The organism is Aeromonas sp. PS2Canimalfood6 (assembly GCF_048276795.1).
GTDB lineage: Bacteria > Pseudomonadota > Gammaproteobacteria > Enterobacterales > Aeromonadaceae > Aeromonas > Aeromonas caviae.
This window is the reverse complement of sequence record NZ_JBLUXC010000006.1, coordinates 33,692-47,559: the sequence shown is the minus strand read 5'-3', so window position 1 is coordinate 47,559 and position 13,868 is coordinate 33,692. Positions and strand designations below refer to the sequence as shown.

11 protein-coding genes are annotated in these 13,868 nt (G+C 61.7%); 7 read left to right on the top strand and 4 right to left on the bottom strand.

Going from position 1 to position 13,868, the window contains the following annotated elements; genetic code table 11:
* Positions 1-20: 20 nt before the first annotated feature.
* A complete protein-coding gene (gene nagE, locus ACNPAA_RS04335) occupies positions 21-1,475 on the bottom strand; it encodes an N-acetylglucosamine-specific PTS transporter subunit IIBC (protein WP_039039841.1) in 1,455 nt (484 codons plus the stop codon).
* Between the two features lie 272 nt (positions 1,476-1,747).
* Here nagE and nagB point away from each other — a divergent pair, with 272 nt between their 5' ends.
* Genes nagB through nagC form a run of 3 tightly spaced genes read left to right on the top strand, consistent with a single transcriptional unit; the run spans position 1,748 to position 4,922 of the window.
* Positions 1,748-2,548 carry a glucosamine-6-phosphate deaminase gene (nagB, locus tag ACNPAA_RS04330; RefSeq protein WP_010674098.1) on the top strand — a complete coding sequence of 267 codons (801 nt, stop codon included), beginning with the start codon at positions 1,748-1,750 and terminating at the stop codon, positions 2,546-2,548.
* Between the two features lie 9 nt (positions 2,549-2,557).
* Positions 2,558-3,703, top strand: a complete 1,146-nt coding sequence (nagA, locus tag ACNPAA_RS04325) for an N-acetylglucosamine-6-phosphate deacetylase (protein ID WP_039039842.1) — start codon at positions 2,558-2,560, stop codon at positions 3,701-3,703.
* Positions 3,704-3,707: 4 nt separating this feature from the next.
* Positions 3,708-4,922: a DNA-binding transcriptional regulator NagC gene (gene nagC / locus ACNPAA_RS04320; protein WP_010674096.1), complete on the top strand. Its 1,215-nt coding sequence runs from the start codon at positions 3,708-3,710 to the stop codon at positions 4,920-4,922.
* Between the two features lie 193 nt (positions 4,923-5,115).
* Here nagC and ACNPAA_RS04315 read toward each other — a convergent pair whose 3' ends face one another.
* The 3 genes from ACNPAA_RS04315 to aspS form a co-directional block, all read right to left on the bottom strand.
* Positions 5,116-6,741, bottom strand: coding sequence for a phosphoethanolamine transferase (locus ACNPAA_RS04315; protein ID WP_104452675.1), 1,626 nt, complete (start codon positions 6,739-6,741; stop codon positions 5,116-5,118).
* Between the two features lie 348 nt (positions 6,742-7,089).
* Complete coding sequence (locus ACNPAA_RS04310; RefSeq protein ID WP_010674094.1) at positions 7,090-7,830, bottom strand: YebC/PmpR family DNA-binding transcriptional regulator; 741 nt, start codon at positions 7,828-7,830, stop codon at positions 7,090-7,092.
* A 100-nt stretch (positions 7,831-7,930) separates the two neighbouring features.
* Entirely contained in the window at positions 7,931-9,697 is a 1,767-nt protein-coding gene (gene aspS / locus ACNPAA_RS04305) for an aspartate--tRNA ligase (RefSeq protein WP_045525291.1), read from the bottom strand.
* 429 nt (positions 9,698-10,126) lie between these two features.
* Between aspS and ACNPAA_RS04300 the strand changes: the two genes are divergently transcribed.
* The 4 genes from ACNPAA_RS04300 (at position 10,127) to ACNPAA_RS04285 (ending at position 13,868) form a co-directional block, all read left to right on the top strand.
* On the top strand, positions 10,127-10,975 hold the full coding sequence (locus ACNPAA_RS04300; RefSeq protein WP_010674092.1) for a DUF72 domain-containing protein: 849 nt from the start codon (positions 10,127-10,129) through the stop codon (positions 10,973-10,975).
* Positions 10,976-11,308: 333 nt separating this feature from the next.
* Positions 11,309-12,046, top strand: coding sequence for a carboxy-S-adenosyl-L-methionine synthase CmoA (cmoA, locus tag ACNPAA_RS04295; RefSeq protein ID WP_010674091.1), 738 nt, complete (start codon positions 11,309-11,311; stop codon positions 12,044-12,046).
* A gap of 3 nt (positions 12,047-12,049) precedes the next feature.
* A complete protein-coding gene (cmoB, locus tag ACNPAA_RS04290; RefSeq protein ID WP_041215542.1) occupies positions 12,050-13,027 on the top strand; it encodes a tRNA 5-methoxyuridine(34)/uridine 5-oxyacetic acid(34) synthase CmoB in 978 nt (325 codons plus the stop codon).
* An 82-nt stretch (positions 13,028-13,109) separates the two neighbouring features.
* Positions 13,110-13,868, top strand: coding sequence for an ATP-dependent zinc protease (locus ACNPAA_RS04285; protein ID WP_417891618.1), 759 nt, complete (start codon positions 13,110-13,112; stop codon positions 13,866-13,868).

The window sequence follows — 13,868 nt, the reverse complement described above, 5'->3', positions numbered from 1 at the left end:
GAGGTGAGCGAGTCGCTCGATTAACGCAGGGCTTTCATCTCACCGGCGATGATCTCGGCCAATGGGCCCAGAATCACCTGCAGGTTCTGCTCACCGAGCTTGACCACACCGGCCGCGCCCAGAGCTTTGAGCTTGCGCTCGTCAACGATGCTGCGGTCTTTCAGGGTCAGACGCAGACGGGTGATGCAGGCATCGATGGTCACCAGGTTCTCCTGACCACCCAGCACTTCCAGATACTGCTTGGCCAGCTCGGTGCGGTCGGTGGTTTGAGCCTGTACCGGCACGGCTTCGTCATCTTCACGACCCGGGGTTTTCAGGTTGAACTTGGCGATCACGGCGCGGAAGACCACGTAGTAGAGGCCGAAGAAGACCAGACCCTGTACCAGCAGCATGTACCACTGGGTCGCCAGCGGGTTGCGGCTGGAGAGCACCATATCCACCAGACCGGCGCTGAAGCCGAAACCGGCGATCCAGTGCATGGAGGCTGCGATGAACACGGAGATACCGGTCAGCAGGGCGTGGATGACGTACAGTACCGGCGCCACGAACATGAAGGAGAACTCGAGCGGCTCGGTCACCCCGGTGAAGAAGGCGGCAAAGGCGGCAGCGATCATGATGGACGCAACCTTCTCTTTGTTCTCTTTCTTCGCGCTGTGGTAGATGGCCAGTGCGGCACCCGGCAGACCGAACATCATGATGGGGAAGAAGCCGGCCTGGTACATGCCGGTCACGCCCACGACAGCCTTGCCGGCGTCGATGGAGGATTGGCCACCCAGGAAGTTCGGGATGTCGTTGATGCCGGCCACGTCGAACCAGAACACGGAGTTCAGGGCGTGGTGCAGACCAACCGGGATCAGCAGACGGTTGAAGAAGGCATAGATGCCGGCACCGGTGGAGCCCATGCTGACGATGGATTCACCGAAGCTCACCAGGCCACCGTAGATGACCGGCCAGACGGCCATCAGGATGAAGGAGACGACGATCATCACCACGGAGGTCACGATCGGCACCAGACGACGACCGGAGAAGAAGGCCAGCGCCTTGTGCAGCTCCACGCTGCTGAAACGGTTGTAGAGCTCAGCGGCGATGACACCACACAGGATGCCGACGAACTGGTTGCTGATCTTGGCAAAGGCTGCCGGCACCTGGTCGGCCGGGATACCCTTGATCTGGGCCACGGCGCCCGGGCTCAGCAGAGTGGTGACCACCAGGAAGCCGACCAGACCGGCCAGCGCGGCGGAACCGTCTTTATCCTTGGACATGCCGTAAGCGACGCCGACGGCGAACAGAATGGGCATACTGTCGATGATGGCGGCGCCCGCCTTGATCAGAAACGCAGCCAGAGGGCTTCCGCCACCCCAACCGTTCGGGTCAATCCAGTAGCCAATCCCCATCAGGATCGCGGCGGCAGGCAATACCGCTACCGGCACCATCAGGGCACGGCCGATCTTTTGTAAATAACCGAGAATGTTCACGGTTCCTCTCCTTAGTTGGTGTTTTTCTAGAAATTAAGTGCTTATCACGTTCGACGCATAAGCCATCAAGGCTTGATTGGCAGTCTATGTGTTTTATTTCGCTGCGCAAATTAATAAACCAGCTTTCGTGATCATTATCACTCAACAGAGATAAAGGTAGCCGATAGATGTGGCTTAGTTCGCAATCTTTATTTACGCTATAAAACAACTTGAATCCGTGTCTGGTCCCTTGCCGTCAATCCCTGTGCGGCAACCGTACTGAGGTATATAGAATGCGCCTGATCCCGTTGAAGTCTGCCAGCCAGGTGGGTCTCTGGTCTGCCCGTTACATCGTTGACCGCATCAATGCGTTCAAACCCACTGCCGAGCGCCCCTTCGTGCTGGGTCTGCCCACTGGCGGCACCCCGCTCAACACCTACAAGCGCCTGATTGAGCTGCATAAAGCCGGCGAGGTGAGCTTCCAGAACGTGGTCACCTTCAACATGGACGAGTATGTGGGGCTGCCCAAGGAACATCCGGAGAGCTACCACAGCTTCATGCACAACAACTTCTTCAATCACGTTGACATTCGCCCGGAAAACATCAACATCCTCAATGGCAACGCCGAGGATCTGGTGGCCGAGTGCCAGCGTTACGAAGACAAGATCAAGTCCTACGGCAAGATCCACCTGTTCATGGGCGGCGTCGGCAATGACGGCCACATCGCCTTCAACGAACCGGCCTCTTCCCTGGCTTCCCGTACCCGGGTCAAGACCCTGACCGAAGACACCCGCATCGCCAACTCCCGCTTCTTTGGCGGCGACATGGAGCAGGTGCCCAAGCTGGCCCTGACCGTGGGTGTCGGCACCCTGATGGACGCCGAAGAGATCCTGATCCTGGTGGTCGGTCACGCCAAGGCCCAGGCCCTGCAGGCCACCGTGGAGGGCAGCGTCAACCACATGTGGACCATCTCCACCCTGCAACTGCATCCGAAAGGGATTGTGGTGTGCGACGAACCTTCCACCATGGAGTTGAAGGTCAAGACGGTGCGCTACTTCCAGCAACTGGAAGCCGACAACATCAAGCACCTCTGAGGAGCTCCCATGTACGCTCTGACTAATTGCACTCTCTACACCGGCAGCTGCGTGCTGACCGGTTATGGCGTGGTCATCGATGGCGACAAGATTGTCGCCATCTCCCGCCAGGCAGAACTGCCAGCCGGCATCGAGCAGATTGACCTCCAGGGCGCCAACCTCAGCGCCGGCTTCATCGACGTCCAGCTCAACGGCTGCGGTGGCGTCATGTTCAACGGTCACATCACCACGGACACCCTGGCCACCATGCAGGCGGCCAACCTGAAATCCGGGACCACCAGCTTCCTGCCGACCCTGATCACCAGCCCGGATGCGGACATGAAGCAGGCCGTCGCCGTCACCCGCGACTACATGGCCGCCCACCCCAACGAGGTGCTTGGCGTCCATCTGGAAGGGCCCTACACCAACCTCAAGCGCAAGGGGATCCACCCGGCCGAACAGATCCGCCAGCCCGCCGACGAGATGATCGACTTCTTCTGCGACAACGCGGACGCCATCGCCAAGATCACCCTGGCACCCGAGCGCAACAAGCCCGAACACATCCGCCGTCTGGTGGAAGCCGGCATCCTGGTCTCCGCCGGCCACACCGCCGCCAACTACGACCAGGCCATGGCGGGCTTTGACAACGGCATGCGCTTTGCCACCCACCTCTACAACGCCATGACTCCGACCCTGAACGGTCGCGAGCCCGGCGTGGTCGGTGCCATCTACGATCGCAAGGATGTCTATGCGGGCATCATCGTCGACGGCCACCACGTACACTGGGCCAACGTGCGCCTGGCGCACAGGATGCTGGGGGAGCGGCTGGTGCTGGTCACCGATGCCACCGCGGCGGCAGGTGCACCGGAAGGCTTTGAGAAATTTGATTTTTGCGGCGCAACCGTCTATTTCCGCGATGGTCAGTGCGTCGATGAGAATGGTACACTCGGCGGCTCCGCCCTCACCATGATCGAAGGGGTGGAAAATCTGGTCAAACAGGTCGGATTGCCGCTCGACGAAGCACTGAGAATGGCCACCCTTTACCCCGCTCGCGCCATTGGATGGGACTCGCGTCTCGGTAGTATCCAGGTCGGAAAAATTGCCAACCTCACCGTCTTTGATCAGGCCTTCGCGGTCTGCGGGACCGTGGTTAACGGACACTACACAACACAGTGACACTATGACTGGCGGACAAATAGCAAACGTAGATCTTATCAAGCAGGTAAACAGTGCGGTCGTCTATCGCCTCATTGACCTGCAGGGGCCCATCTCGCGGGTCAAAATTGCCGAGTTGAGTCAGCTGGCCCCGGCCAGCGTGACCAAGATAACCCGGCAACTGATCGAGCACGGTCTCATCAGGGAAACCTCGCCGCAAGCCTCCACTGGCGGGCGCCGCGCCATCTCCCTGACCACCATCAAGCATCGCTTCCAGTTTGTGTCCGCCAAGCTGGGTCGCGGCTACCTGCAGCTCTCCCTGTATGACCTCGACGGCAAGGAGCTCGATCAGCACATCACCCAGGTGACCGAGATCGAGCAGCAACCCGTGGTGGACATGCTGCTGCGGGAGATTGGCGCCTTCATCGACGCCAATCAGGATCGCAGCCGCAACCTCATCAGCATCGCGCTGACCATGCCGGGTCTGGTCAACCCCGAATCCGGCATGGTCATCTACACCCCCACCTACCAGATCCGCAACCTGGGGCTCGCCAAGCTCCTGGAGCACCACTTCAACCTCCCCTGCTACGTGGGCAACGACACCCGTTCGCTGGCGCTGGCCGAACACTTCTTCGGCGAGTCCCGCGACTGCATGGACTCCATCCTGGTGAGTGTCCACCAGGGGACGGGCTCTGGCATCATCACCAAGGGCAAGGTGTTTCTCGGCCAGAACCGCAACGTCGGCGAAATAGGCCACATCCAGGTCGAACCCCTTGGCAAGCGCTGCCACTGCGGCAACTTCGGCTGCCTCGAGACCATCGCCTCCAACGAGGCCATCGTCGACAAGGTGAAGGAGCTCATCAGCCGGGGTCACCTGAGTTCGCTGCAAGAGAAGCACATCACCATCCAGGAGGTGTGCAAGGCGGCGGTGGCCGGTGACGAGCTGGCCCGCAGCGTGATCGAGAACGTGGGGGAGCACCTGGGGCGCGCCATCGCCATCACGGTCAACCTGTTCAACCCCCAGAAGGTGCTCATCGCCGGTGAAATCACCGCCGCCGAAGAGATCCTGATCCCGGCCATCCGCCGCTGTGTCGAGCACCAGTCTCTGCCAAGTTTCCATCGCGGCCTGCCCATCGTGAAGGCGCGCTTCCAGAACCAGCCCACCATCGGCGGCTTCGCCCTGGTCAAGCGCTCCCTGCTGGAAGGGGATCTGTTGCAGATCATCATGGAGCAAAAGTAAGGCCTACCCCTTCGGATACGAAAACGGCAGCCGGTGGCTGCCGTTTTTTTATGGTCTGTTTTCGCCGGTTCACCCCGCCCGGCACGGTTTGAAGAGATCCAGCTTGCCGTCATAGACCTGGGTCTGCACGTCCATGATGCCGAGCATGGTGCGGGGCAACAGGTTGTCGCGCCGCTCAACCGCTCGGGCCCATTTACCCCGCCCGGCACGGTTTGAACAGATCCAGCTTGCCGTCATAGACCTGGGTCTGCACGTCCATGATACCGAGCATGGAGTGGAACAGGTTGTCGTGAGAGAAACGCTTGCTGGCTGCCTCCTGTTGCAGGCAATCCAGATTGAGCTGACGGTCCGCCTGCAACTGGGGAGAGAACCAGGTCAGGAGCGGCACCCGGGTCTGATCGTCCGGTGCGAACTTGTAGGGGGTGCCGTGCAGATAGAGCCCCATGGCACCGAGGGATTCACCGTGATCCGACAGATAGACCAGCCCCACGTTGTACTGGCTCTCCAGGCTCTTGAGCTTGTCGATGAGCTGGGCCAGCACCTTGTCGGTGTAGCGGATGGTGTTGTCATAGGTGTTCACCAGCTCTTCGTTGCTGCAGTTCTCGATGTCGCTGCGCGGGCAGTCCGGCAGGAAGACGCGATCGGCGGCCGGGTAGCGGCGATAGTAGGTCGGACCGTGGCTACCCATCAGGTGGAAGGCCACCAGCTTGCTGCCCTGCTTGCCCTGCATGTCGGCGATCTGCTGATCCAGCCCCTGCAACAGCACCTCGTCATGACAGGCATTGCCGGAGCAGTATGCGGGGAATGCCTTGGGCTCAATCTCGATGGTGGGGACGTTTTTGCACACCCCCTTGCAGCCGCCGTCGTTTTCCTTCCAGAGCACCGAGATCCCGGCATGTTGCAGCACGTCCAGCAAGCCATCCTGGGACTGGGCCCTGGCCTCGTCATAGCCACGCCGGGTCATGTTCGAGAACATGCAGGGCACGGAGAGCGCCGTGGCGGTGCCGCAGGAGCGCACGTCTCTGAACGAGACCACATTGGCCTCTTTCTCGGTGAAGCCGTTGGTTTCCTTCTTGTAGCCGTTGAGGGAGTAGTTCTGGCTGCGGGCCGTCTCCCCCACCACCAGGAACATCAGGGTCGGCTTCTCATGCTGGCCGATCACCCTGGCATCGGTGCCGATCTGCTGGTAGGGAATGGGAGTGGCGAAGACCACATCCCGGGCGTACTTGTAGAGCCCGTGCACATAGTTGGCGGGTACTATCTCCTTGCCGAGGGACTTGTTGTTGCGCCCGACCGAGGCGTAATCCTGGTAATAGAGGGCGGCAGCCCCCATCAGAAACAGCAAGGAGAGGGCGATGGAACCGAGGCGCAGACCCAGTCCCTTGTACCAGGGACGGGGATACTCAATCTTCACCCACAGCAGGACCAGCACCGGCAGCAGGCCGGTCAGCAGGAACCAGAGCACCACGGAGCCGTTGAGGTAGGAGCCCGCCTCCCCACTGTTGGTTTCGATGATGTTCTGCATCATGCCCATGTCGAAGATCACCCCGTACTTGAGCATGGCGTAGCTGACCAGGGAGCCGGTCAGGATGAGCAATGCGAAAAAGGGCTTGAGCAGATAACGGAAGGTAAAGGGCAGGAACACCGCGTTGAGGGCCGCCACCAGTACCAGGGGAATGGAGAGGACAAACCCCGCCTTGACGTGTTCAAGGGCGCTGAGAATACGATAAAAGTGCAGGAAAATGGGCCAGTTGAAGACCAGTGCAAACAGCAGCACCAGCAACAGATTGACCTTCATCACTCCCAGAGTGAGACGCATAGAGAGACTCCGACAAACCAGTGGAACTAACAACCTGCCAGCAGGCTTCGTGGTGACCATCCCGACACTCGGCCCTGAAAAACAGGACAAGAGCCAGGGAGGTCCAGATACGGGGTCATCCTAGGACGGCAAACTTAAGCGAACATTAAGAGAGGAAATCGAACCACAAGGGGAGGTGCGCGGTCTGGCACATAAAAAAACGGCAGCCCGGGCTGCCGTTTTTGCGAAGGTGAACAAGGTGTCGCACCTGTATGTTCGCGAACCTGAACAGGGTCGCGAGCGGCCGGCGATCTCGCCGGAGCCGGGGAAGAGGACCGTTGTGGTCGCCCTCCCCTTTGCTCTGGGGGATCACAGGGTCGCGGCGATCTCGTCGGAGATGGAGCCGTTGTGGTACACCTCCTGCACGTCGTCCAGATCTTCCAGCATGTCGATGAGGCGCATCAGCTTGGGCGCGGTCTCGGCATCCAGTTCCGCCTCGGTGGAGGGGATCATGGTCACTTCGGCGCTCTCGGGCTTGAAGCCGGCGGCTTCCAGACCGTCCAGCACGGTGCCGAAGTCGTTCGGGGTGGTGTAGACCTCGATGGTGCCATCTTCTTCGGTCACCACGTCGTCGGCACCGGCTTCCAGGGCGGCGTCCATCAGGGCGTCTTCATCGGCGCCCACGAAGGTCAGCACCCCCTTCTTGGTGAACAGATAGGCCACGGAGCCGTCGGTCCCCAGGTTGCCGCCGCACTTGCTGAAGGCGTGACGCACTTCGGCCACGGTACGGTTGCGGTTGTCGGTCAGGCACTCCACCATGACGGCGGAACCGGCCGGGCCGTACCCTTCGTAGACTATGGTCTCGAGCTGCTCGCCGTCACCGCCGCCGGCCCCACGGGCGATGGCGCGGTTGATGGTGTCGCGGGTCATGTTGCTGGTCAGGGCTGCCGCCACCGCCGCACGCAGGCGGGGGTTGTTGGCAGGATCGGCATCACCCAGACGCGCAGAGGTGGTGATTTCGCGGATCAGCTTGGTGAAGATCTTGCCGCGCTTGGCGTCTTGCGCCGCCTTGCGGTGTTTGATGTTGGCCCATTTACTGTGACCTGCCATAGGGACTCTCCGTTATAGTTGGAAATTTCAGTAACACTGGTTGCGCCCAGGGGGAAACGGGAAAGGCCGCATCGCTGCGGCCTTTGTTGCCGATAACGGCTTATTCGTCACCCTTGACGGTGGTCGCAATCGCCAGCTCGCCCAGTTGGGCCGGGTTGGCAAAGCTCGGGGCGTCTGTCATCAGACAGGCGGCCGCCGTGGTTTTCGGGAAGGCGATGACATCCCGGATGTTGTCGGTGCCGGTCAGCAGCATGCTGAGGCGGTCCAGACCGAAGGCCAGGCCGGCGTGGGGCGGGGTGCCGTATTTCAGGGCATCCAGCAGGAAGCCGAACTTCAGGCGCTGCTCGTCCGGGGTGATCCCCAGGATGTCGAACACGGTGGACTGCATCTCGCTGTTGTGGATACGCACAGAGCCGCCACCCACTTCGTAACCGTTGATCACCATGTCGTAGGCGTTGGCGTAAGCGCCCACCGGGTTCGCTTTCAGCTCGGCCGGGCCCAGGTTGCTCGGGGCGGTGAAGGGGTGGTGCATGGCCGCCAGGCCGCCTTCGCCATCTTCTTCGAACATGGGGAAGTCGATGACCCACAGGGGCTTCCAGACGTTCTCCACCAGACCCAGATCGCGGCCCACCTTCAGGCGCAGGGCGCCCATGGCATCGCACACCACTTTCTTGGAGTCGGCGCCGAAGAAGATGATGTCGCCATCCATCGCGCCGGTGCGGGCCAGGATCTCGCGCACGATGGCGTCAGAGAGGAACTTGGCCACCGGGGACTGCACCCCTTCGAGGCCGCTCCCGGCTTCGTTGACCTTCATCCAGGCCAGGCCCTTGGCACCGTAGATGCCGACGAACTTGGTGTACTCGTCGATCTGCTTGCGAGACAGCTCCGCGCCGCCCGGTACCTTCAGGGCCGCCACACGGCCTTTCGGATCCTTGGCCGGGCCGGCGAACACGGCGAATTCCACCTCGGTCAAGAGATCTGCCACATCGACCAGCTCCATGGGCAGGCGCAGGTCCGGCTTGTCGGAGCCGAAGCGGCGCATGGCTTCGTCGAAGGTCATGATGGGGAAGTCACCCAGGTCCACGTTCAGGATGTGCAGCCAGAGCTTGCGGATCATCTCTTCCATGATTTCACGCACCTGGGGCGCGGTCATGAAGGAGGTCTCCACATCGATCTGGGTGAATTCCGGCTGGCGGTCGGCACGCAGGTCTTCGTCGCGGAAGCACTTGACGATCTGGTAGTAGCGGTCGAAGCCGGACATCATCAGCAACTGCTTGAACAGCTGGGGGGACTGCGGCAGGGCGTAGAACTTGCCCTTGTGCACGCGGCTCGGCACCAGGTAATCACGGGCCCCTTCCGGGGTCGCCTTGGTCAGCATCGGGGTCTCGATGTCGAGGAAGCCGTGCTCGTCCATGAAGCGGCGCACGAAGGCACTGGCCTTGGCACGGGTCTTCAGGTACTTGGCCATCTCGGGACGACGCAGGTCCAGGTAGCGGTACTTGAGGCTCACCTCTTCGCTGTTGACCTGGTTGAAGTCAAGGGGCAGCGGCTCGGCACGGTTGATGATGGTCAGCTCGTGGGCGAACACCTCGATGGCACCGGTGGCCATGTCGCTGTTGCGCTGGGAGTCGGGGCGGGTACGCACCACGCCGGTCACCTGGATGCAGAACTCGCCGCGCAGCTCGGAGGCCAGGGCAAAGGCGTCCGGCTTGTCCGGATCGAAGAACACCTGCACGATGCCCTCGCGGTCGCGCATGTCGATAAAGATGAGGCCGCCGAGATCACGACGACGATGGACCCAACCGCACAATGTAATGGTCTGCCCGGCATGGGCCTCATTGACCTGTCCGCAATAGATAGAGCGCATGGACTTCTTCCTTCGAAATGGTAGAGAGACGGTTCATCCTGGGTCGCCGGGCACGACTGGCAAGCACCGTCTGTCTCACAGCTGGCCAGATCCTGCTTCTTGCCCGGTTTGAAATCTGTCTCGGGTCATCCGGCTCCCCGAGCCGGATTCTTGCCGCCGTCCCAGGCATGCCCCCGCTCCCGACCGGGATGACGAGTGGGCGCCGGGGTATCGGCTGGCGTCGTTGTCTGGCCACTGCCGGGCCGCGATCATCGTCACCCGGGGGCTCGGTCGCGCGCATTACGACAATGTGGCAAACAAAAGGGTTGGCATTATAGAGGAAAACCTCCATTTGGGTAAAATGGCCCGCAGCCCCCTTTACCCTGTTTTTTGTTGTTCTGGCGCAAAAAAGGAGGGCAAAAGTGCGCCAACCTGCCGACAGGAACCATCATGAGCCTCTATTTGGGCCTGCCCCAGTGGTCACACCCGGCCTGGCCCGGCCAGTTGCTGGGGATGAATGCCAGGCCCGCCGAGCACCTCGCCGACTATGCCCGGGTGTTCAACTCCGTGGAGGGCAACACCACCTTCTACGCCTCACCGACCCCGGAGACGGTGCAGCGCTGGGCCGATGCGGTCCCCGACCACTTTCGCTTCAGCTTCAAGTTTCCCAAGGAGATCAGTCACCAGAGCGATCTGGTGAGCGCGGACAAACAGGTGACGGCCTTCATCCGCCTGCTGGCCCCCCTGCATGACAAGCTGGGGCTGCTCAAGCTGCAACTGCCCGCCCGCTTCGGGCCAGAGGGGCTGGCCCGTCTGGATGCCTTCTTCGCGCGGCTGCCCCAGGATTTCACCTATGCCCTCGAGGTGCGCCACCCCGATTTCTTCGCCAAGGGGGAGGCGGAACGGGCCCTCAACCGGATGCTGATGGCGCGGGGCATCAATCGCATCATGCTCGACAGCCGTCCGCTCTTCTCGGTGCCCGCCACCACGGCCGCCATGATCGATGCCCAGGGCAAGAAACCCAGGTTGCCGGTCCATCTGCTGGCCACAGGGGGTGCCCCGGTGGTGCGCCTGATTGGTTTGCCTCAAATCGAGGACAATCACCCTTTTTTGCCACCATGGTTGCCGCATTGGAAACAATGGCTCCAGGAGGGCAAGGATCTCTACCTCTTTGTCCACACCGCCGACAATGCCCGGGCCCCCGAACTCGCACGGCAGATCAGCCGCCTGCTCGGCCAGGAGATGGCCCCCTGGCCGGGAGAAAACGATCGCGCCCGCCAGGGGGTGCTGCCCTTTTGAGCGGCCCCCTCCCCGCCCCTTCTCCGTCCCCAAAAAAAGCCGCTTTTTTTGTGGTCCCACCGGGGTTGGCGTCAAGACAAACGCCCGCCTTTCCTCTACACTAGCGCCCCAAGTAAGGTCCCGGGCCTGGGTGCATGGCAATGCGTTGCCCACCCCAGCCCGGCACCCTGAGGGCCCGGACCATGGCCCGTTGCGAACAGGGGCAGCCCGAAGGATCCCGGAGCAAGCCACCCCGTTCGTCAACCGGTGACGACGCCATTTCGATGCCCGTCCACCCAAGATTCAATTGAATAAAACAGCCGCCCACCACACCGGCTGTCAGGTTGCGTCAGCATGCACGATCAGATTTTTGCCGCCCCCATCGCCCGTCTGGGAGACTTCTGCTTTGACGAGCAGGTCGTCGACGTCTTCCCCGACATGATCCAGCGCTCGGTGCCCGGTTACAGCAACATCATCTCCGCCATCGGCATGATGGCCGCCCGCTACGCCCAGCCCCAGAGCCGCCTCTACGATCTCGGCTGCTCCCTCGGCGCCGCGACCCAGGCCATGCGCCGCCACGTCACCCAGCCCGGCTGCCAGATCACGGCGGTGGATCTCTCCCACCCCATGATCGAGCGGGCCCGCGCTCACCTCTCGGGCTTCAAGTCCGAGGTACCGGTGGAGCTGGTGGAGGCGGACATCTGCGACATCCCCATCGAGAACGCCTCCGTGGTGGTGCTCAACTTCACCCTGCAGTTCGTCGCCCCCGAGAAGCGGGCCGCCCTCATCGCGCGCATCTTTGACGGCCTGCGCCCCGGCGGCATCCTCATCCTGAGCGAGAAGTTCCGCTTCGATGACGAGCAGGTCAACGAGCTGCTCATCGACTTGCACCTCGACTTCAAGCGGGCCAACGGCTACAGCGAGCTGGAAATCAGCCAGAAGCGCACCGCCCTTGAGAACGTGATGCGCACCGACACCCTGGCGGTCCATCAGGCGCGCCTGCGGGACGCCGGCTTCACCCACCTGGACCTCTGGTTCCAGTGCTTCAACTTCGGCTCCATGATTGCCATCAAAGCCAGCGACACCAACTAAGCCATGATCGATTTCGCCCATTTTTATCAACTGATCGCCAAGAACCGGTTGAGCCACTGGCTGCACACCCTGCCCGCCCAGCTGCACGCCTGGCAGCACGACAACCTGCACGGGGATCTGCCGCGCTGGAACCGCGCCCTCGCCAAGCTGCCCGTCGTGGCCCCCGGCCGGATCGAGCTCAAAGAGCGGGTCGCCATCGGCGGCCCCGATAGCCTGGGAGAGGGTGAGCGCAAGAAGACCGAGAGCCTGCTGCGCCAGCTCATGCCCTGGCGCAAGGGCCCCTTCCATGTGCACGGTATCCACATCGACACCGAGTGGCGCTCCGACTGGAAGTGGGATCGGGTGTTGCCCCACATCAGCCCGCTCCAGGGCCGCTACGTGCTGGACGTGGGCTGCGGCAGCGGCTACCACCTCTGGCGCATGGTGGGGGAAGGGGCGAAACTGGCGGTCGGCATCGACCCGAGCCCGCTGTTCCTCTGCCAGTTCGAAGCCATTCGCCACTTCATGGACAACGACCAGCGCGCCCACCTGCTGCCCCTCGGTATCCAGGAGCTGCCGGCGCTGCGGGCCTTTGACACCGTCTTCTCCATGGGGGTGCTCTATCATCGCAAGTCTCCCATCGAGCACATCGAGCAGTTGCGCAACCAGCTCAAAGACGATGGGGAGCTGGTGCTCGAGACCCTGGTGGTGGACGGCGACGAAAACCAGGTGCTGATGCCCTCCGATCGCTACGGCAAGATGCGCAACGTCTGGTTCCTCCCCTCGAGCGCGGCCCTCACACGCTGGGTCGAGCGCTGCGGGTTCACCGATGTGCGCATCGTCGACGAGAATATGACCAGCACCGACGAACAGCGTCGTACCGACTGGATGATTAACGAGTCCCTGAGTGACTATCTGGATCCACACAATCCTGCACTCACGGTCGAAGGATACCCGGCACCCAAACGTGCCGTACTGATCGCCAGAAAGGCCAAAGACTAGCCGATGGCGGCTGTGGAAGTTACACTGACCCAATTCCAGGAAGCACAGTTAAATGAATGACATGAAAAGCAAATTAAAAGGAATGACCCTGCTCTCCCTGCTCAGTCTCGGCGGGTGTGTCAGTATGGAAAAAGCCCCCCCGGCCCCGACCCTGACGCTGGCCGAGCTGCGCAACGAGATCTCGTTGAGCGAGCAACGTCTGCAAACATCCATGGAACAGCAACAGAAGCAGTATGTGCAGCAACAGCACCTGCTGGTTCAGCTCAACACCGATGTCACCAACATGAAAGAGTCCGTGAAGAAAGTCGACAGCAAGCTGGCTACCCTGCCTCCCGAGCCGCCCAAGGCCATGCCCATTCCCACCGAGAAGTGCCCGGCGCCGAGCCAGGGCCACACCGTCGATGGCAAGCTGCTGGTGGGTGAAGCGGAGTGGATCTGGGTTGACGCCGCCAACGACGCCTTCCAGGCGCGGGTCGACACCGGCGCCACCACCTCCTCCATCAGCGCCCAGGAGATCACCATCTTCGAGCGCAACGGCAAGAACTGGGTGCGCTTCTTCCTGAGCCACCAGGAGATGGACGACAAGATCCAGATTGAAGCCCCCCTGGTGCGTCACGTGCGGGTCCGTCAGGCTTCCGCCGACGATCTCGACCGTCGCCCCGTGGTTCGCCTCGCCGTGCGCATCGGCGACATGACCGAGAAGGCCGAATTTACCCTGAAGGACCGCAGCGAAATGACCTTCCCCGTGCTGCTGGGCCGTGAATTCCTCAAAGACATCGCCGTGGTCGACGTGGCCCGCGAATATATCCAACCCAAACCCAAGCTCAAGGATGTGAAATAA

Bases quoted from the DNA above. Each gene is read 5' to 3' on its own strand.
- nagB (WP_010674098.1), top strand. From the start codon at position 1,748: ATGCGCCTGATCCCGTTGAAGTCTGCCAGCCAGGTGGGTCTCTGGTCT.
- nagA (WP_039039842.1), top strand. From the start codon at position 2,558: ATGTACGCTCTGACTAATTGCACTCTCTACACCGGCAGCTGCGTGCTG.
- nagC (WP_010674096.1), top strand. From the start codon at position 3,708: ATGACTGGCGGACAAATAGCAAACGTAGATCTTATCAAGCAGGTAAAC.
- ACNPAA_RS04315 (WP_104452675.1), bottom strand. From the start codon at position 6,741: ATGCGTCTCACTCTGGGAGTGATGAAGGTCAATCTGTTGCTGGTGCTG.
- ACNPAA_RS04310 (WP_010674094.1), bottom strand. From the start codon at position 7,830: ATGGCAGGTCACAGTAAATGGGCCAACATCAAACACCGCAAGGCGGCG.
- aspS (WP_045525291.1), bottom strand. From the start codon at position 9,697: ATGCGCTCTATCTATTGCGGACAGGTCAATGAGGCCCATGCCGGGCAG.
- ACNPAA_RS04300 (WP_010674092.1), top strand. From the start codon at position 10,127: ATGAGCCTCTATTTGGGCCTGCCCCAGTGGTCACACCCGGCCTGGCCC.
- cmoA (WP_010674091.1), top strand. From the start codon at position 11,309: ATGCACGATCAGATTTTTGCCGCCCCCATCGCCCGTCTGGGAGACTTC.
- cmoB (WP_041215542.1), top strand. From the start codon at position 12,050: ATGATCGATTTCGCCCATTTTTATCAACTGATCGCCAAGAACCGGTTG.
- ACNPAA_RS04285 (WP_417891618.1), top strand. From the start codon at position 13,110: ATGACCCTGCTCTCCCTGCTCAGTCTCGGCGGGTGTGTCAGTATGGAA.